Consider the following 20,242-nt stretch of genomic DNA (forward strand, 5'->3'; position numbering starts at 1 on the left):
CCTTTATTTAAATTAACAAAAGTGAAGATAAACACCTTCACTTTTGCATTTTTTAATAATAGTTTTATTCTTCAAAAACCTTTTGCCCATCAACTTGGGTTTCTAATGCTTTAAGTGCTTTAGCTACCAGTTTATATCTAAGCTTCATTTCAGCTTCCTTCTCTAAACTAGGGTTTCCTAGTGGATGTGGGATAGCTATTGTCGGTACTATTCTATTTGCTCCAACTGTAAGTGAAATTGGAACTACTGTGCACATGTGGACTACTGGAAGTCCTCCACGCTCTATTTCTTTAACGAGTGTTGCACCGCAACGTGTACAAGTTCCTCATGTTGACGTTAATATAACAGCATCCACACCATCAGCTAACAATTCCTTTACAATTTGTGCTCCAAATTTCTTTGAATTGGCAACGGATGTACCATTTCCAACCGTAGAATAAAAATATCTGTGAAGCGAACCTATTTTTTCTTCTTTTTCCATTTGTCTTAATACATCTACTGGAAGAACCCTATCACAATCAGAATTGGCATAAGTTGGATCAAATCCACCATGTGCAGTTTCATATGTCGCCTCTGTTAAATCGTCAACACCGAAAATGTCATATTTACCAAACTTTGAAGCGCTTGAGGATTCAATATGGTCAGGGTTACCTTTTGGAACTATTCCACCTGATGTAACTAATGCAATTTTAGCTTTGGTTATGTCTTTTATAGCTGCATTTGGCTCTACCCTATCAAATACAGGCATTACAAACTCAGTTGCAAATTCCTCTCCTTTAAGCTTCTTAACGAGCATATTAACTGCTCTTTTTGAACCTCTAACTGTATCAAAATAATTCTTTCTTATTCCTCTTTCAATATAACCTTCCTCTGCAGGTGATCCTATTTCTTCACCGTGAACAAGTTTTAAACCAAGCTTTACCATAGCGGGAAGTGCTTGCCTCATACCAACCGCACTATTTCTAGTCTCAATAATATATGCGTCCTTTTTATATATGTCAGCACCAGGATTTTCAATATACATTGCTGTAAGCACAGGAACATTTAATTTTTCTTTAACTTCTTTTGCAACAGCACCACATGCCATTCCGTATCTTCCTGCATTGAAAGCTGGGCCTGCAATTACTAAATCAGGGTTGTAACTTTTTATCATTTCAATTACTTCAGCTTTTGCTTTTTCTAGATTTTCATTGAAATATGAATCTCCGCAAATAACAGTAGCAACTATTTCAGCTTCACCTTTAAAAATTTTGTTTAGCCCCATTCCAGGACCAACGAAACCTTCTCTTACTTCTGGTTTATAATTTGCCTCTTCTTCTCCGCCTATACCAGCATAAAACTGATTTATATAATGAACTACCTTAATCAATTGGGTTTCCCCCTTTTCTCATATTTTGAATTTACTTTTTAAACTTAAAATTAATATTTTGAAAACTCATCTCTTATTGTCTTTACCTCCTTAATTATATCGTCAACGTCTAGAACCATTTCCATCATTCCACACTGCTCATCATAAACCGTCGCATCACATTCATCCTTTATTTCTGGCTCAATCATATGATAAACAGCAAGACCAAGTTCAATTCCTGCAAGTGGGCCTGCAAATGTAGGGTCCCCTGCAGCTACTGTTTCAGCTGAAAGTCCTGAAGCTTCTGCTTCTGCTCCACCAAGTATAACTACAATGTTTTCTGCACCATTCTTGTCTGCTAATTCTTTAACTCTTTTTTGGATCTCCAGATCCATAGCACCAGCGGCAGTTCAGACAAAGCATTCTGTTGAAGCAAATATTACTTCTGCTCCTGCAGTTTTTACGCTTTCTTCGATTGCTTGACCTGGTATTCCATCTCTATCACCTATAGCAATTACTTTTTTACCTTTTAACATTTATATCATCCTTTCTATAAAAAAATTAGTACCCTCTTGTACTTAAAGTATTATAACCAACTTCGCTTGTTGCTCCAGTAATTACCTGGATTTCAGCTTCAATTGAGCCGTCCTCTCTCAAACTTCCAAAATGTCCTCCAGCAATAACATTTGCATTTTCTGGATGACCGATAATTTTCTTCATTGTGGGAAGTACAATAACTTCATTTGCATTTCCAGCAGTTACTACTGCATCGCCCTTAGGAGTTGAATCTGCAAGTGATTGTGAAGCTCCATCTTGACCAGCATATTCATCGGTTATTAGTACTGTTTTAATTCCTAGTGCTGAAATCTTGTTACAATTCATAACTAAATCTGCGTCTGGATTTCCAAAACCCTCCTCAGAAATTATTACTGCATCTGCACCTAAATATTCAACTAATTTTGCAGTATAGCTTGAAGATCTTTCTTTATCTGCAAGGTATACAGTTTCATTAGTTAATACACATCCAAGAAAATTGTAGTCAATACCATGTCTCTCATACAAATCCTCAATTACAGGATGATTCATATGAACATACGATGGGTTCTTATCACAAGCTGAAACACAGTTTCCTGAAACAATAGCACCATCAAATATTTCCGTTGGGTATATGAATGTAGGTATTATTTTCTTTGCATCAACTCCATATACATAAGTGTCATGAAGAAGCCCCTGACTTTGAAGCATATATACATATATTACTTTAGGAAGATCAGGATACTGTTTTACCTGTTCTAAAAGAGGAAGTGTTTCGAAAGTCTTAATTTCATCAGCCTCAAGTTCTCTTGCACATTCACCAAGATATGTTGCAGCCTTAAATCCAACCATTCTAACAGCTTCTTCGTGATCATGTGGAAGTACGCTTTTCTTTGTTTCACATGTTATTACAACGTTGTTTAATTTTGAAAATGGTGTATATTTAGCACCAATTCCACTCATGTCAATCATTCCTTCCTGGAACCCAACAATATTTCCAGTAGTTACAACAGCTGCGCCTTTCAAAACATTTGTTCTTCCATTTCCAACTGTATCAACCTTGCTTATAAATCCTGGAAATATCCCACCGCTACCTGATACCTTTACCCTTGGCTCAATAACGTCTTTAACTGGAATTATTCTTGTCTCATCTCCGGGTCTTGCAATTTCAATGCTAATACTTTCAATTCTTTCATCTCCGCCTATATGTGCAAGCAGTTCTTCTTTATTTACAAAAAGAACTCCCTTTTCAACCTTTGTGCAAGTGCCAAATTGAACATCATTAATTTTAATTTCACCAAGTTCTAAACGCAAAGTTTCCACCTCCGAAATAGTTTAGCCATTTATTACAATGTTTCATAAACGCTTTTAATAAAATTCTCTACATCATCAATTGTTTCGATGTTTTCAGGGGTAATAGTGCTTATTTTTTCGTTATTTTTATAAATTATCATCGTTGGGAGTCCAAGTACTCTTTGAGATATAGCGAGTCTTCTAGAACCACCGATATTAAGACTTGCAAATTTGATTTTATCGCTATATTTGTTTTCTAGTTCGTGTACTCCAGGCATAAGTTCCTTACATACTTCACATTTGTCACCCCAGAAATCAACAAATACTGCTTTTTCAGAATAAGATACTACTTCCTCATCAAAATTTTCCTTTGTCAAACTAATCATTTTAAATACCCCCTAATTCTATTTATTTGCTATATATACTTCTGCAGAAGTTGCTGCTATTGCGCCATCAGCTGCTGCAGTTATAACCTGTCTCAAATTCTTGACCCTAATATCTCCAGCTGCGAAAACGCCTGGAATGTTGGTTACCATATCATCATTCGTCATTACATAACCACTTTCATCCATATTGACCTTGCCTTTGAATATTTCTGAAATAGGAATGTATCCGACAAATACAAAGCATCCATCAACCTTCACTTTTTGAACTTCGCCTGTTTTAACATTTCTGACCTTAAGGCCTTCAAGTATTTCATCGCCCTCTGCCTCATCTATAACTGAGTCGTATATAAACTTGATTTTTGGATTAGCAAAAGCTTTTTCTTGAATTGATTTACAAGCTCTTAATTCATCTCTTCTATGAATTACTGTTACACTATCTGCAAACTTCGTGAGATAAATTGCTTCAGTTATGGCGGAATCTCCACCGCCATTTACGGCTACATCGAGCTCCGTAAAGAAATCAGCATCACAGGTAGCGCAATATGAAATTCCCTTGCCCCGTAGCTCATTTTCATTTTTAAAACCTGCTAATCTGGGATAAGCGCCTGTTGCAATTACAATAGTTTTAGCCTTATATGTTTCTTTTTTGCATTTAACAGTTTTTATTTCACCTTCAAGTAAAATATTTTCTACAGTATCTTTTGCAAACTTTGTACCAAATTCCTCGGCTTGAGTTCTCATTCTTTTAATCAATTTTGGACCAGTGCACCCTTCAATTGAGCCAGGATAATTTGCAAGTTCATCTGTTATTGCGGCCTGTCCTCCAAATTTTCCTCGTTCAATTATTATAGAATCAAGTTTTGACCTTGATGCGTAAAGCCCTGCCGATAGCCCAGCTGGGCCACCTCCTATAATTATAGTGTCATAAATATGCTCCATTTTAAGCCCTCCCAGTATATTGCATTTATTTTCAATTTAGACCATGACTTATAATATCGTAATCTATTAACATGAAATCATTTCGCACCGCATCTGACCATGCTGGTGTTCCCCTATCTTTAATGAATTTTTCAGTTGTGTGTATTGATTCTTCAATAAAATTAACTGACTGTAAATCTATTACTTCTTTTTTTGATTTTGTTATTATTACAGTTTTGTAGGGCGTTTCATTTGGCTTTATGCTACTAGAAAGCGGATGTGTGAGCAAAAGGTGTCCCTTATGAATATGATTTCTTACAGCTTTTAGTACATTCATTATTCCAGTACTTAAAAATTCGACTTTATATTTTTCACCAAATTTGTCTAGACATAATGGGTTATTAGTTACAATCAATACTTCTTCTATCAATTAATCCCCCCCTTACAAATACATTAATTCAATTTATTTCCGCTTGCGCATAAAAAAAGACAAAGATAAGAAGCTCATTTAAGCCTTTATCTCTGTCTTTTTACCTGAGAGAATTACTCCTTCGGTGCAATTGCTTTCCAGAGGTATATCAATCTTCGGTCCTTTTGCCTGAGATATTCATATTACAGCGCATGTAATACTTGGCCCTTCGGCTATCCATTTAAGGATGTTATATTAAATAACTAAGCTTAAGCTTAATCTCCCGAAAACATCATCTATCAATATTTAAAAGTTATTACAACTTTATTATAATCTTTTTTTTAACAATGTAAAGCTTTTAATTCAAATACTATCTATAAATTGAAATAATATCCATCTAAATCATTTATATTATAACATCTCTATAAATGCTGACATTCTTGTATTAATTTGTCCTATATCTGCTTGAGAATAATCTGTTTCAATGCTCATATATGGAATATTTTTCTTGTTCAAAACTCTTTTTAATCTAAGAGTTTCTACATTATACGTATGACAAGCTTGAAGTATTACATCTATTACTCCGTCAGCTTTATATTCTTTACATAACTTTTCTAACAAATCTATTCTGTTATCATTTGGAGTCATACAAGAGCATCCAATATTTAAATATTTTTCTGTTAAAGCGTAAAGAGGATCCTTGTTTTCATCAACCAATGTCTCTGTTGTTTTAGCTCCACCGCAGTTTTCATAGCATACCACTACTCCACCATTCTCTTCTATTGCCTTAATTATTTTTTCAGTTCCTTGTCCTAGAGGACATCCTGTAATAAGTATTCTCTTTGCATCACTCGAAACTTTTCTTTCCCCACTATTATACCTATCTAGTGACTCACTTGTTATGCTTTCAAGATCTTTTATCAATACTTCTTTATCCAATTTAAATCCTGCTCCAGATAGAACCTTATGCATTTCGTAGCCTGTAATTGCTGGTGGTTCTAGCTGGCCTAGCTCATAAAACTTTCTTAGAGCTACTCTTTCCCTATTTTTAAGCTTAATCGCTATTTTAATCTTTTCATCCGTAATTTCAACACCATAAAAATTTTCTAGACACTTCTTTAGCTTTACTAATTCATTGCTCCATAGTTTATAAGAATCCTCATCATTACAGTTTTGAGGAAGCTGCATAATATGAGTCTTCTTAATATCTGCTAAATATTCATACATCTTCTTCTTTCCATCACATGTAGTTTCTCCAACAATCATATCGGAAAAATAGAAAAATGGACATTTATCTGTAATTGCAAAGCCATAAGATGCTTTAATTAATGGGCATAGATTTCTTGGTAAATCCCTTTCGGCATCAGCTATAGGTTCCTCAGTCATACTGCATAATGAAACTGCAATAGCATCTGCGGCCATTATTATTTCTGTTGGTGTGAAAGTACAAAACACCCCCACAACCTTCTTGCCTTCATCTTTTAAATTCTTGATGCTTAAAAAAGCATTTCTTCTTGCTTCACTAAAATCCTCAAATTTTTCTGGTAAGTTATTCATTAATATATCCCCCTCCGTTATAATGCTTCATTAGAATTTTCTTCAATTCTGCTTGCCATTATAGCCGCTCCAATAGCACCTGCATATCTTGCCATTTTTTGAGTAGCTACAGGTGAACCTAATTTTTCTGAAAGTTGATCCACAATAAATGGGCTATCGCAAAGTCCTCCTGTTAAGAAATAATTATGTGAATCAGAATGTTTTTGACACAGAGATTTTACTTTACCTGTAATAGATTCTATAACACCAAATGCAATATCTTTACGTTTTTTTCCACTACCAATAAGACTAATGACTTCAGATTCTGCAAAAACGGTACACATTGAACTGATAGTTGTTCCACTCCCCTTTGCGGCTTCAGTGCAAAGTTCATCAATATCGAATCCTAGTGTTCCAGCCATTAATTCTAAAAATTTACCAGTGCCAGCTGCACACTTATCATTCATAGAGAAATTTGTAACCTTACCACTTTCAACAGTTATAACTTTTGTATCTTGTCCACCTATATCAATAACTGTACAATCTTCATGTAATAAGTAATACGCTCCAACTGCATGGCAAGTTATTTCAGTTATTGTTTTATCTGCATAGGGTACAGAAACCCTTCCATACCCTGTTGCAACTATTTTACTATTACTAGAGGTCATTCCTAGCTTTTCTATTGCTTGTTTTATTTCCTCAGCTGTTTTGACACTACTCCAACCTGTTGGGTAAATAAAAGTATTTTTAATTTTATCATGTTCAAGAATACATACCTTAGAAGCAGTTGATCCAATGTCAATTCCTATGTATAGCATGTCCTTCACCTTCACTTTCTTATTGTAAATAATTAAAAAAATAATAAACCTCTAAACTAATCACACATTTTTGCAATTCATTTTCATTCCCTCCATAATATATAAAACATAATATTATTTTACTATATTTACAGTTTATTCACAATGAACATTATGCATTATATTGGAATTATAACTGTTTTTCAGGTATAGATTTCTGAATCAGAGTGTGTTACTGTTATTTAACTTTTTATAACCTTCTAATGTTGCAAGTTTCATTTTGTATGTATTTTTTTCTTTTATATCAGATTCGTTTTCATCGATTACTTTATTAACTTGTTGTTCACTTCTGTAAGCAATGATAGTCCATAAATTACAATTAAATTTGCAGCGTAAATTTAATTGTAATTTATGGTTTTAAATCATATTGTTTACATTTTTTTATCATTGTTATAGAATATATTTACATAACGCATTCGGTGAATATGTTATGTAAATATTCTCTATGGGGTATGTTGTTAAAACAATTAGAATTGATTATGAGCTCTAGCATTGTTCCAGAAGCTAAAGCATTATGGGAAAGGCAACTCCACATATTCATTATGGAGATGAAATGTATTTAATCTTAGGAGAAGAAAATGCAGCTACTATCGCAGTAACTTTAGGTGATGACTATTACGAAATTAAAACTCCAGGTGCTGTTTATATTCCAGCAGGTGTTCCTCATTCAATTAAGATGATTGATGGTGTGGTTGGTAAATTTGGTGGTGCTTGCCCTATATTCTCAGGAACTGAATACATCACTAAGCCTGTACCAGAAAACTGGGATAAATAAAATTCAACCTTGCCCTACTTATAATCCACTATGCTTTAATATGTCAACAGCTCCAATGAATGAAAGAATTCATTCTTATAATGCAAAAATATTTTTACAATTGACAGGTGGTTTGGGACGTTCTGCAATGCCTGGACTATATAAAAAGCCAATTGCTCCTTCAAAGGCAGAAAACCGCTTTGACCCAAGATTAACTCATGAAGCAATGACTACTGAAGATATAAAAGTTTTAATAGAAAACTTCATAAAATCAGCAGCAGTGGCAAAACAGTCAGGTTTTGATGGAGTTGAGGTCCATGCTGTACACGAAGGATATCTTTTAGATCAATTCGCAATCGGTTTCTTTAACAAAAGAGTTGATGAATATGGCGGAGACTTAAGAGGCCGTTTGAAAATCGCAACTGATATAGTTAAGGGAATCAAGGCACAATGTGGTGAAGATTTCCCAGTTTCACTACGTTTCAGTGTTAAGAGTATGATGAAGGGACTTCGTCAAGGCGCATTACCAGGAGAAAAATTTGATGAAGTTGGTAAGGACACAGAAGAAGGATTGGAAGCAGCTAAAATATTAGTAGAAGCGGGCTATGATATGCTAAATGTTGATGCTGGGACTTATGATTCTTGGTATTGGAATCACCCACCAATGTATTTTAACGATAAGGGAATGTACAGAGAATTCGGTAGACAAGTTAAGCAGGTTGTGGATGTTCCAGTCACTATTTCAGGTAGAATGGATGATCCTTGGCTGGTAAAGATATTGTAATAATAGGTGCAGGTCTTGTTGGTTGTGAAACCGGTCTTTGGTTGTCAAAAATGAGCAAAAATGTTAGCATAATAGAAATGCTTCCGGTTATTTGCGGTGGTCCTCACAATATGCCATTTATGAACTGGGATATGATGAAGGATTTACTTCCATTCAACAATATTAAAGTAATGACTAGCACAAAGATTGAAAAAATAGATTCGAATGGTGTTAAAGTTTCTAATAAAGATGGAGAAAGTATATTAAACGCAGACACAATAATAGCTGCAACAGGGTACGAGCCTCATAATCCACTACAAAGCATACTTGACAAAAGTAAAAAGGAAACATATAACATTGGGGATTCTAGGGAAGTTAAGAACATTATGAAATCTATTTGGGACGCATTTGAAGTAGCAATTCAAGCAATTTGTTGATACTCATACAAAAAGCACAGGATGAGAGTGTTTTGACAACTGATTATCGAGCAAATCAAATTCGTGATGAATTGCTTCTAATCTCAAGGGGGACGATATACAATTGGTCTCAAAAATGGAGAATTTGATCTTACAGATTATTGTAAAGAAATAGTTTCACATCACATAGAATACTTTTTAAAAAAATGTCAATAAGAGCTAAAGAATTATTTATAAAAAATACCTCCTTGTTAAGATACGATAAACTTAACAGGAGGTATTTTTTATATTGGGTGTTTCTGCCTATCCCGCCAAAAATGTATATTAGCTTGAAATAGGGGTACATTTTTCTATCCGATGTTAGATTTCAAATAAACTTCCCTCTTTTGTTCTTCAGTAATCCCAATGTATCTTAAAGTCTGTGATTTTGACGAATGATTAAATATATCCATAAGTAATTCTAATGAAGATCCATTAATTAAGATTACTCATGATTTTGTGACTATTTTTTAGTATAGTGTTTTCTCAAAAGCTATTCTTTTATTTCCATCTTCTAAATAAATTATTCCACAATACTGAAATTTGTTTTTCTTAAGCAGCTTTTGCATAGATAAGTTTTCTTCATGTGTATCCATTTTTATACTGTACACACCTTTATTCAAACAAATCTGCTCTATATTTTTGATAATCTGTGATGCTAATGCTAATCCTTTATAATTGTTGTCAATAGCGATTCTATGAATAACTGCATATTCATTATCACTAATCCATTGCCCCTCATAAATAGAGTCATATGTTTTTTCTCCATCAAAAGAAACTGCTGCCGTAGCAACAATATTATCGTCTTTTAACAGTACATAACCATTTTTATTATCAATATCATTACTTATTATTTCAACATTGGGATAGTTATTCTGCCATTGGTTAATCCCATGTTTTTTTAAGTATGCTTGTGCCTGCATAATAATACTCATTATATCATTAGCATCTGTTTCAACTGCTTTTCTAAATTCCATTTCAATCCTCCTTACAGCTACAAATAGCCCCTGTTTTGCCTATATATAAACTTCTGTATTAGTTACCATATTTCTACTTTGTTAATCTATTACACCCAAATATTACCTTGAATTATTTTGCTTTGCTAACACTGATTTATTTTTTATATCGAGCCAATATTTTTCTATATTTCACTCATTCTTTTTACTAATTCAGTTGCCATTTGCTTTTCTTGTTCACTAAAACCTTTAAATGATATTTTTAACTGTTTAATTTCTTCATCCATTATAAATTCATATAATTTAGTTGAAAGTTCAACTTACTTATTTGCCATTTTAATCTTTCCTTTTAATAATATTGAGTTAAATACATTAAATTTTATTTTCCATTTTTATCATCTGCACTTTTCTTTTCCAGTTCAGCAGTTCCTGTTTTACTTGCTAGAGATTTTCCGCTAATTTAATACATAGGCAAACTTACTTTAATTGTTATTTTCAGTTGTGCTAAAAGAATCAAATATAATTTTAGAAGCTTGAGCAATCAGTTTATCATCGTATTTAGCCTCTTTTTTATCGTGAGTTGACAATATTGCAATAATTATAGGTTTTTTGTTTGGTGGCATTACTATGGCAATATCATTTCTTGTTCCGTAAGAACCAGCTCCACTTTTGTCAGCAACTACCCAGCCATCTGGTGCTCCTGCACGAATTAGTGTATTACCTATTGCATTTCCTGTCATCCAATCAATAAGAATTTTTTTCTTATCGTCTGTTAATATATCTCCAGTTGTGTATGCTTGCAAATCAGTTGCCAATTGTCGTGGTGTGCTAGTGTCCCTAATATCTTCAGGTATGGCTTCGTTTAGATCTGGTTCTATACGTGTAGGTTGCGTAACGTTATCCCCTAATTGATTAAGTACAGATTTAAAACCATTAGGTCCACCTATATGATCAAATAAAAGATTTGCAGCTGTATTATCACTAAAACGTATTGCTGCATTGCAAAGTTCTTCAATGGTCATGCCTTTATCAACGTTATCTTTTGTAATTGGAGCATGAGAGAGAACATCTTCTTTGTTATATTTAACTACTTGTTTAAGCTGCTCTAATGAATCTTGTTTTAAAACAGCACCAGCGGCTAAAGCTTTGAATGTAGAACAGTAAGCAAACCTATCATCAGCACGATATACGACTTCTTTATTCGTCTCTGTATCAAAAGCATATACACCAAGTTTAACAGCATAATCACTTTCAAGTTGTGAAAATGACGAATTATATTGTGTGTCAGACTTCGTGTTTACAGGTGGCTGAGTTGCTACCTTTCCACAGCTAGTAAGAGAAAAGATCATAAGCGGCATAAATATAGCAATTTTAAACTTATTTACCTTGAATTTTGAATTTACTAATTTTTTCATATAAATTCTCCTTTGTTATTTAATCAATCTGTTAAGTTATTTTTTCATAACATTACCTAAATCTCTTAATATCTGTAATGTTATTTCCTTGGCTTTTACGCCTGTAGCACCATTTTTTCCTTCAATATTTGTCGCGAAAAAATACATATCATTATTTTCTTCTATATATCCTACAAACCAACCATTAACTTCTTTATTATTTTCAACACCTGAACCGGTCTTGCCATACATTACTCTTTCCCCATCTTCCATTATTTTTATTGAATTTTTTACTATGTCTATATTTTTCTTGGAAAAAGGCAATTCATAATTATACATTTTTTTTAGCATTTCCACCTGTTCTATAGGTGAAATTTTTAAAGAAGCTTGAAGCCAGTAATCAGCTTGTAGAGAATAAATATCCTTGTTACCATAATCCATCTTATCTATATAGTACTTCAATTTATTTTTGCCTATTTCTCTATCTACTTCTTCAAAATACCAATTTACAGAATATTTCATTGCAGAAAATAATGTATTATCTTGATTCCACTCCCTATAAGGATATTTACTCCCATCCCATTTGAAAAGTTCTTTCTCATCTTTAATAACACCTGTTTCTAACCCTATCAAAGCTTCTACTATTTTATAGGTTGAGCAAGGTGATACTCTTTTTTCACTTTTCTCTTTGTTATAAACTATATAGTCTCCTTTATTAACATCAAACAATACAAAGCTTCCTTCAAAGCCCTTATAAAATCTGCTTAAATCTTTATGAACACTATTTTTTTCTAATACTTTTTTATCCTTTACTATGGCATTTCCTTGTGTACTACCTAAAAACATACATGTTAAAATAATAAAAACAACTGTTTTAGTCAACACTATACCTTTTGAATCTTTCTTAAATCCAGCTATCATTTTTATCCTATTTTTTGCATTATTTTTGCTTTTTATAATACCAAGCGTGAAAATATTATTTCTATTATAAGCAATTAGCTCTAGAAGTTTAATAATAGTAAGGCCATAGCCTTTTATCTCTTCCTCATTTATTTTTGAAAGAACATGTCCATCACAAGCTATTTCCATATCTTTTTTCATAAGATAAAAACCATAATATATAATAGGATTAAACCAATAAATTAATTGTAGTAGACTTATTAACAAACTTACAGCCATGTCCTTTCTCTTGTAATGAGCTAGTTCATGTAGCAATATATATCTCATCTCATCCTGTGTAATTTTCTCTTCTATTCCATCAGGAATAAGAATATAGGGGTTTATAAATCCAAAAAGTGCTGGACATCTATCACCATCTATTCTTACAATGTTTATGCTACGATTTATATTTAGATCTTTTTTACAGCCTCCCAATAAAACCTTAATATTTTCATCATAAATTTGTGGTCTATCTTTTATTCCTGCCCTAAGCTTAATATTGGTTATAACAATTAAGGCAAAGCCTATAAGAAAAACTATTAACCACAGAATATAAAATATTGAATAATCTCTATTTATAGAAATAGCATAGTCCTTCGTTGAATCCATTAACATAGATAATTCTTTATGTGAATTATTTGAAACTGTTACATTGGTAATATTCATGCTTTTGTGTGCAATGTTTGAAAAAAAGCTTATAATTCTATCTATACTTACTGGGATTTGAGGAAAATAAGGAATTAGTAATTTTAAAATTAGTATAAACCAAATATAATAATTCCATTTTGCCCCCAATTTCTTATTAAATAAAATTTTAATTAACAATATGCCAAATATCACTATGCTACTAGTAATGGAAGAATAAATTAAATGAGAAAAAAACTTAGATATTAACATAATAAATTTACCTATCTTTCTTGCAATCAAGAATTTGTTTAAGGTCTTCTATATCTTCTGTTGATAAATTTTCATCCTCTATAAAATTTAAAAGCATTTCTTTAAAGCCCCCATTATATATCCTATCAAGAAAGGAGTTACGTTCAATTTTTACACATTGTTCTTCAGTAAAAATAGGGTAATATTTGTATATTCGTCCTTCCTTTTCATAGGAAATAATATTTTTATTTAGTAACCTGTTAATCAACGTTTTTACAGTCTTAGGTTTCCAACTAACATCACCACTTAATTTTTCTATTACATTATTTGCTGTCACTGGAGCATCAGACCATATAATCTTCATAACCTTCCACTCAGTTTCAGCAATTCTTGGTATTTCTTTCACTCTTCTTAACTCCCCTCATAATTTATATTAATACAACTATATATATTTATTAGAAACTTATTAGAGTTCCTTCTAAAATACATCCTCTATTATTTAACAGGATGAAATTTTTCAAATACTTTTCTTACCATTGGCACTACATAATGGCTTCCACCTCTTTCTTTTACATCCTCAGCCATAGCTATTACAAGAAGATCAGGACTATCCGTATTAACTGCCGCAAACCAGCCTAATTCTGTACCATTAACATCATCTTGAGAAAGCTTTATTTCTGCAGTTCCAGTCTTTCCTGCTAAGCTTAGTCCTTTAATATATGCTTGATGTCCAGTACCTCTAGGATTTTCAACAACCTGAGTTAAATCCTTTAAAATTGTGCTTGCCACCTCTTCTGAAAAAACATTAGACTTCCACATTTCTGACTTTGCAGTTCCATTATATTTAATATATGGTTTTATCATACTGCCCTTATTAACAAAGGAACTATAAATAGCTGCTAAATGAAGAGGATTTATCAATACTTCACCTTGTCCATATCCACTATCTGCTAGCTGAACTTCACCTTTTATATCTCCATCTGCATCAAATTGAGATTTAGACAATCCATATTCAAAAGGAATTTTTTCACCTAAGCCAAATTCCTTTAACTCTGCTTGAAGCGTATCCTTGCCGATATCTAATGCTGCCTGTGCAAAATATATGTTGTCCGAATGAATAAAAGCATTTCTTAGATCTGATGGTTGTCCATAATCTACAACTCTTGTAACAAAATAATTCCCAAAGCTTTTATCCTTCTGCCATCTAAGTCCTGAAATATTCTTAGAAATTTCTGCATCAATCTTCTTTGTTTTAACCCCTATGGCAGCAATTACTGGCTTAAAAACTGATCCAGGACATAAATTGCTTTGAAATCTGTTATACAAAGGCTTTTTCTCATCTTCATTTAAACTTTTCCATAAATCTTGCGACATTCCCATGACAAAATTATTAGGATCATATGAAGGGGTACTAACAAGAGCGAGTACTTCACCAGTTTTAGGATTCATTGCTACTGAAGTTCCTGCATCTTTACTTAATTCATCATAAAGAAGACTCTGCATATCAGCATCTATGGTTAACTTTAAATCTTCACCATTTTGTACTGCTTTACTAATTAAAGACTTTTTCTTTTTATTATTTTTATCTACTACATATATTTCATATCCATTTTTTCCTCTAAGTGTTTTTTCATATATTTTCTCCAAACCAGTTTTCCCAATTATATCATCCTTTCTATAGCCTTCCCCCTTATTTTTTTCAATTTCCTCCGCACTTATTGCTTGAATATATCCTATTAGATGTGCAGCTTTTTCCTTTAACGGATATACTCTTGCTTTCTTCTCATTTACCATTACTCCTGGTATTTCTAATAGCACACTTATTTTTTCTGTTTCATCCTCAGATATTGTTTTTATAGGAATAAGCATGTCTGGTTTTACATATGTAGCTGACAGCTTTTTATTAATATCTTCTAGGGAGACTTGTAGTATTTTTGAAACATTTCCCTTTGATTTAGCTGCATCATTACCAAGCTTTTCTGGTATAATATCTATTTCAGCTACTGTACCATCCAGTGCCAAGGATTTATCATTTTTATCCTTTATTTCACCTCTTTTAGCATACAAGGTAGCTACACGTATCTTATCTTCATTCTCAAGTTCAGGGAAAATCATCTTGCTGCTCCATAGAATTTTCCATGTTTTATTCTTGCTATCTTTAATTAATTCACCAGTATTATCAAAAGTTAATTTACCTGCTATCGTATCCATTATAACCTCAAACTTAACACTCTCTATGCTTGAATCATATTTCTTTTTTTCTGAATCCTTAATTTTAACATCAATTTCTTTTAATTCGATTCCACTATAAATATTTTTATAACGCTGAACAAAATCTGCTTCACTAATCTTTTTTCTACTTTCCGCATCAATCATATTGTACATTAATGCAAAATCTTTTTTCTTCCATGAATTCACATAACTATCAAAATATTTATTCGCTGAAATGGTTTTAGTTTTATTCCACCATAGGAAATATATACCTGATACTAGCGTAACTATCACTAAAATAACTAAGACTAATTTTTTACATCTATAAAACCTACCATTCAAAAATTTGTTTTTCATTTAATAAATACCTCTCCTTTAATATTGTACTTAATTCAATATAACTTTTACTTTCTTTCTATAGATTACAGTAGTAATCTATAGAAAGATTACTACTGTAATCCATAAATGTCAACTGTTTTTTTATACCTGGACATAGAGACACAACATACTTCCGACATCCTCTTTCAATTACAACAAAAACCGCACTAGATCTCTCCAATACGTTAATATGTATTCGTGGGTTTCATTGGCGGTGGCGAAACTCCGCTCCCCATATTGGGGTAGTGGCAGCAAATAAAACGTTATACAGACTCAAAACATTTACTTTGAATTATTTACCTTAGGGATAGTAACCGCGAAACGCGGATTTTATAAGTTAAGACATATATTACTAAAATAACGATAACTTCAGGGGGAATATTAAATATACTCGTGTTATTTTAATATTTTTCTCAAAGATCTTAAATTAGCTAATATATATTTTTTATTACCTTTTTAGTTAACATTATCAATACTATACTTCTACTTTAACTAACTTGTTTTGAGCAAAAAAATAATATAAGTACATTTCAAATAAACATTTGTTCTTTATTCCGTTTTTCTGCTTTTTCTAACAATCCTTCTCTCACTGCTTTTTTCTATATTTACTGATAGTAGAAACAGTTATGCCTAATGTTTTGAAATTTACGGAAGAGATTTTCCATATTTTGCTAATCTAGTTACTTTTTGAGTAGCATACTTGAGATTTAGCCTTACATGTAATTTATCTTCTTTATGTATGCCTAATTTCTTTTTAAAGTTAAATATAGCAGCTAAGCCTTCTTTGGATAAAGTCGAAATGAATGCATCATAAATATGAATGGGCTGCAATTCCCCTATAGATCTAAGCCCTTGTGATTCAAGAGAACAAAGGAACTGCGTACAGTATACTCGTCGTACATTTATAGTTGATTCTTTGTTTCCATGCTTTCGCATAAAGGACAGATAATCATTCAGATAAGAACGTAAAACAGCAGGATATATCAACCCTTTCGAAGAATGCATACGAACATAGGGTTTTTCATCTAAGATATCATTTAAACGATTAATGATTGTCTTTACATAATTGTACCAGCTTGATGACGGATTATTCTGTTGCCTCCACTCTTCAATAAAATGCGAACATATCTCTAAATATGTGTGAATCGAACACACCCAACCTGGTCTTAGCAGGTCAACACAGTTTTGAAGACTGTTTAAATGCTTATCTATAACAAATTTTATTATAATATAAAGCACTCAAAAGTTAGTGTTTTGAGTGCTTTAACGTCTTTTTACATTGTTTTGATACCAGTATGAAATAGTATGGAAATATATGCAGCGTTGTCAAAATGCAGTCAAGAGAGATACCTTAGCAATGCAATCAAATTATATTTTACGAAGAAAAACTGCCAAAATATATATAAATAGTTATCCTCACTGGCTTTCGCCAAACTGTCGCTTTGCTCCCTTTTTTTAGTTTGCTGTCCAGACCCCTTAGGCGGTAACTGAAAGTTACCGCCTTGATAATTTTACAATACCTAAAAAAAGGCTGAGTTTTACATAAAAGTAAACTCAGCCTTTTCTTATATTGTTTTAAAAAAACATATATTTATGATACTTCTTTTAAATCGGGGATAATCTCTCCACGGATTTCTGCAGCAGTATGTATTTTATAATTTTTAAACATAATAGACCCTACGTAACCACTGAAAATACTAACTATAATACAACCTAAGGCTGCTATTAGCACTTTAGAAGCTGGATTATATGCAAACATTACTGCGAACCCTGCTATAGGGGTTGCTGTTCCTGGAGAATTATTTACAAGTCCCATTAATGCAATTATTACTCCACATAAAGAACCACCTATAAAATTAGTTACATAAATTGGTATGGGATTTGCTGTGGTTATATCAGCTTGTGTTAGAGGTTCTATAGCTACTGCAATTGTATCTTTTTTACTTCCAAATTTCATTCTTGTAAATAATACGAAATTCATAAATGATGAACCAAATACTGCTAATGCGCCTATAGCCATAGGTGCACCGGTAAGCCCAAGCATTGCGGTTAAAGCCATTGAACTAAGAGGTGCAGTGGCAACAACGGTTATTGTTCCTCCAAGTACTATACCCATTATTATTGGACTAGAACTTGACGCAGAAGTTAAAATTCTACCAATATTTAATAGTGTGCCATCTACTACAGGAGTCATACAGTTTCCTATAAATCTAGTTAATGGAGCTGCAAAAACAATTATAACTATTAAGTCTAAACCTCCTGGTAATTTCTTTTCTAGATATTTAACTACAAATGACATAAGGTATCCAGCTATAAATCCGGGTAAGATACCAATACCAGAACAAGATAGCCCAATCAATACTGCATATATTGGTGAAACTCCAAGAGCTAGAGGTACAAGTATTGCAGCGGCTACTCCTCCTAAACTACCATTAGATAAACCAACTTCTTTCAAAAAATTTAATTTTAATACATCACCAAAAAATGCAGACTGAAAAGCTTCAACTAGAAAGCTTGCACAGGCAGCACTTGCTAGTGCACCCATCGCTTTCATTCCTTCAGGTGCTTTGCAACTAAAAAGTGTAAATAAAGCTAATACTAATAATAAAAGACCAGTTCCTATTAAAATGTTCATTGTTTTTTTCTCCTTATAATTCCAAATTTATTTTTTTGAAAACACCTTATCTTTAAGTGCTAGACCAGTTTTAGTAACAGCAAGGCCACCAAGAGCTGTTTCTCTTAAGGAAGCTGGTAATTCTATGCCGATTTTATACATTGCAGATAATGTATCATCAAATGGTATTTTTGAAGAAACACCAGCCATAACTAAATCAGCGGTAGAAAGTGCACTAATTGCACCAGCTACATTCCTTTTTGCACAAGGAATTTCAACTAGCCCTGCAACTGGATCACAAACAAGTCCTAATACATTTTTAAATACGATGGCACCAGCATTTAAGCTCATCTCTGGTGTTCCTCCCATCATTTCCACAACTGCAGCTGAGGCCATGGCAGCTGCAGAACCACACTCTGACTGACAACCACCTTCTGCACCTGCAAAGGTTGCATTCATTCCAATAATCATACCAACTGCAGAAGCTGCAAATAATCCTTCAATCATTTCATCAGTACTTTTTCCAAGCTTTTCACCAGCAGTTAATATTACGGCTGGAAGTATCCCACAGGATCCAGCTGTTGGACACGCTACTATTTTACCCATAGAACCATTAACTTCTGAAGAAGATAACGCCATAGCCATAGCTTTTACAGCAGTGTCTCCTAAAAGTGATTTACCAGATTCTAAATATTTTTGCAGTTTATAAGCATCTCCACCTATAAGACCACTTAATGAATAAACTTCTTTTTCTCTTCCAGAAGTAGCACCTTGTCTCATTACATCAAGGATTTCTTTCATATGCAGAAATAATTCTTCTCGTGAAGTATCCTTTTGTTCACTTTCAAGATTTATTGCATATTCACTTAATTTTATATTTTCTGTTTTACATATTTCGATAAGTTCACTAGCTGACTTCGCTATCATTATGCTTCCTCCTTGTTTCTGGATTAATAACTATTACTTTGTTTATTCCAGTAATTTTTTTTATATTTTTTACTAAAGAATCGCTAATAGTACTATCTACTTCAAAAGTCATAGTTGCAGATTTTCCTTTTTCGCCTCTAACAAGTTTTAAAAAAGCAATATTAATTTTATCCTCATAAATAAGGTCTGACACTTTTGCTACTGTTCCTGGGATATCATCATGACAAGTGATAATAGTAGGATATAAACCGGTTATAAGAACACTATTTCCGTTTATTTCATTTATTTCTACATTACCGCCACCAATAGACGAACCCATTATTTCAAAATAATCATTATTAACATCTGTTATTAACAATTTAACTGTATTTGGATGTACTTGTCCAAGATCATACTCAATAAATTTTATTTTTAAGCCTTTACTTTCAGCAATTGAAATAGAATTTCTAAGATCATCATCACTTGGTTCCATTCCAAGTATGCCAGCGACTAGCGCTCTATCAGTTCCATGACCTTTGTAAGTTTTACCAAAGGACCCATGAAGTAAGAATGTAACCTCTTTTATATCAGCTCCAACAATAGTTTTTGCTATTTTACCAAGTCTAGCAGCACCCGCTGTATGAGAAGATGATGGACCGACCATTATAGGACCTATAATATCAAAAACACCAAAATTTTTCATGTTAGGTGTTCC

The 20,242-nt window shown here is 32.8% G+C and carries 20 protein-coding genes, 1 tRNA gene and 1 riboswitch; of the genes, 3 read left to right on the forward strand and 18 right to left on the reverse strand.

What is annotated here, in order from left to right; genetic code table 11:
• Positions 1-64: 64 nt before the first annotated feature.
• The 8 genes from grdB to ACWJJ2_RS07020 form a co-directional block, all read right to left on the reverse strand.
• Positions 65-1,369 carry a glycine reductase complex selenoprotein B gene (grdB, locus tag ACWJJ2_RS06985; RefSeq protein ID WP_165413476.1) on the reverse strand — a complete coding sequence of 435 codons (1,305 nt, stop codon included), beginning with the start codon at positions 1,367-1,369 and terminating at the stop codon, positions 65-67.
• Positions 1,370-1,419: 50 nt separating this feature from the next.
• Complete coding sequence (grdA, locus tag ACWJJ2_RS06990) at positions 1,420-1,884, reverse strand: glycine/sarcosine/betaine reductase complex selenoprotein A (protein ID WP_165413475.1); 465 nt, start codon at positions 1,882-1,884, stop codon at positions 1,420-1,422.
• A 25-nt stretch (positions 1,885-1,909) separates the two neighbouring features.
• On the reverse strand, positions 1,910-3,196 hold the full coding sequence (locus ACWJJ2_RS06995) for a glycine/sarcosine/betaine reductase component B subunit (RefSeq protein ID WP_462954081.1): 1,287 nt from the start codon (positions 3,194-3,196) through the stop codon (positions 1,910-1,912).
• Between the two features lie 32 nt (positions 3,197-3,228).
• Positions 3,229-3,561 (reverse strand): thioredoxin family protein, encoded by a 333-nt coding sequence (locus ACWJJ2_RS07000; protein WP_216303811.1) that lies wholly within the window; start codon positions 3,559-3,561, stop codon positions 3,229-3,231.
• A gap of 18 nt (positions 3,562-3,579) precedes the next feature.
• Positions 3,580-4,500, reverse strand: a complete 921-nt coding sequence (gene trxB, locus ACWJJ2_RS07005) for a thioredoxin-disulfide reductase (protein WP_165413472.1) — start codon at positions 4,498-4,500, stop codon at positions 3,580-3,582.
• Between the two features lie 31 nt (positions 4,501-4,531).
• Positions 4,532-4,909 (reverse strand): GrdX family protein, encoded by a 378-nt coding sequence (locus tag ACWJJ2_RS07010; RefSeq protein ID WP_187351433.1) that lies wholly within the window; start codon positions 4,907-4,909, stop codon positions 4,532-4,534.
• Between the two features lie 82 nt (positions 4,910-4,991).
• Positions 4,992-5,060: riboswitch (glycine riboswitch) on the reverse strand.
• Positions 5,061-5,299: 239 nt separating this feature from the next.
• Positions 5,300-6,445 (reverse strand): double-cubane-cluster-containing anaerobic reductase, encoded by a 1,146-nt coding sequence (locus ACWJJ2_RS07015; RefSeq protein WP_220286627.1) that lies wholly within the window; start codon positions 6,443-6,445, stop codon positions 5,300-5,302.
• A 17-nt stretch (positions 6,446-6,462) separates the two neighbouring features.
• On the reverse strand, positions 6,463-7,242 hold the full coding sequence (locus tag ACWJJ2_RS07020) for an acyl-CoA dehydratase activase (RefSeq protein ID WP_462954082.1): 780 nt from the start codon (positions 7,240-7,242) through the stop codon (positions 6,463-6,465).
• A 553-nt stretch (positions 7,243-7,795) separates the two neighbouring features.
• On the opposite strand from ACWJJ2_RS07020, the gene ACWJJ2_RS07025 reads away from it, so the two are divergent.
• The 3 genes from ACWJJ2_RS07025 to ACWJJ2_RS07035 are packed head-to-tail and all read left to right on the forward strand — an operon-like array spanning position 7,796 to position 9,235.
• Positions 7,796-8,056 carry a hypothetical protein gene (locus ACWJJ2_RS07025; RefSeq protein ID WP_216303807.1) on the forward strand — a complete coding sequence of 87 codons (261 nt, stop codon included), beginning with the start codon at positions 7,796-7,798 and terminating at the stop codon, positions 8,054-8,056.
• 55 nt (positions 8,057-8,111) lie between these two features.
• Positions 8,112-8,819 (forward strand): oxidoreductase, encoded by a 708-nt coding sequence (locus tag ACWJJ2_RS07030; RefSeq protein WP_462954083.1) that lies wholly within the window; start codon positions 8,112-8,114, stop codon positions 8,817-8,819.
• The gene (locus ACWJJ2_RS07035) at positions 8,798-9,235 is read left to right on the forward strand and encodes an FAD-dependent oxidoreductase (RefSeq protein WP_462954084.1); all 438 of its coding nucleotides are present in this window, start codon (positions 8,798-8,800) and stop codon (positions 9,233-9,235) included. Before ACWJJ2_RS07030 ends, ACWJJ2_RS07035 begins: the two co-directional genes overlap by 22 nt.
• A gap of 488 nt (positions 9,236-9,723) precedes the next feature.
• Here the strand turns inward: ACWJJ2_RS07035 and ACWJJ2_RS07040 are convergent, their stop codons facing one another.
• The 10 genes from ACWJJ2_RS07040 to sdaAB all read right to left on the reverse strand — a co-directional run bounded on the left by ACWJJ2_RS07040 (position 9,724) and on the right by sdaAB (position 20,230).
• Positions 9,724-10,230 carry a GNAT family N-acetyltransferase gene (locus ACWJJ2_RS07040; RefSeq protein WP_220286625.1) on the reverse strand — a complete coding sequence of 169 codons (507 nt, stop codon included), beginning with the start codon at positions 10,228-10,230 and terminating at the stop codon, positions 9,724-9,726.
• Positions 10,231-10,691: 461 nt separating this feature from the next.
• Positions 10,692-11,624: a class A beta-lactamase gene (bla, locus tag ACWJJ2_RS07045; protein ID WP_462954085.1), complete on the reverse strand. Its 933-nt coding sequence runs from the start codon at positions 11,622-11,624 to the stop codon at positions 10,692-10,694.
• Positions 11,625-11,660: 36 nt separating this feature from the next.
• Positions 11,661-13,439, reverse strand: coding sequence for a BlaR1 family beta-lactam sensor/signal transducer (locus tag ACWJJ2_RS07050; protein WP_462954324.1), 1,779 nt, complete (start codon positions 13,437-13,439; stop codon positions 11,661-11,663).
• Between the two features lie 7 nt (positions 13,440-13,446).
• Complete coding sequence (locus tag ACWJJ2_RS07055) at positions 13,447-13,824, reverse strand: BlaI/MecI/CopY family transcriptional regulator (RefSeq protein ID WP_216303803.1); 378 nt, start codon at positions 13,822-13,824, stop codon at positions 13,447-13,449.
• An 89-nt stretch (positions 13,825-13,913) separates the two neighbouring features.
• Positions 13,914-15,986, reverse strand: coding sequence for a penicillin-binding transpeptidase domain-containing protein (locus ACWJJ2_RS07060; protein ID WP_220286622.1), 2,073 nt, complete (start codon positions 15,984-15,986; stop codon positions 13,914-13,916).
• Positions 15,987-16,652: 666 nt separating this feature from the next.
• Entirely contained in the window at positions 16,653-16,943 is a 291-nt protein-coding gene (locus ACWJJ2_RS07065) for a hypothetical protein (RefSeq protein ID WP_220286621.1), read from the reverse strand.
• A 195-nt stretch (positions 16,944-17,138) separates the two neighbouring features.
• Positions 17,139-17,215, reverse strand: a tRNA-OTHER gene (locus tag ACWJJ2_RS07070).
• Positions 17,216-17,598: 383 nt separating this feature from the next.
• The gene (locus ACWJJ2_RS07075; protein ID WP_216303800.1) at positions 17,599-18,642 is read right to left on the reverse strand and encodes a PTS sugar transporter subunit IIC; all 1,044 of its coding nucleotides are present in this window, start codon (positions 18,640-18,642) and stop codon (positions 17,599-17,601) included.
• A gap of 27 nt (positions 18,643-18,669) precedes the next feature.
• Positions 18,670-19,548, reverse strand: coding sequence for an L-serine ammonia-lyase, iron-sulfur-dependent, subunit alpha (sdaAA, locus tag ACWJJ2_RS07080; RefSeq protein WP_216303799.1), 879 nt, complete (start codon positions 19,546-19,548; stop codon positions 18,670-18,672).
• The gene (gene sdaAB / locus ACWJJ2_RS07085; RefSeq protein WP_216303798.1) at positions 19,529-20,230 is read right to left on the reverse strand and encodes an L-serine ammonia-lyase, iron-sulfur-dependent subunit beta; all 702 of its coding nucleotides are present in this window, start codon (positions 20,228-20,230) and stop codon (positions 19,529-19,531) included. The genes sdaAA and sdaAB overlap by 20 nt, the downstream gene beginning before the upstream one ends.
• Positions 20,231-20,242 lie beyond the last annotated feature (12 nt).

Source organism: Clostridium sp. CM039 (assembly GCF_055081075.1).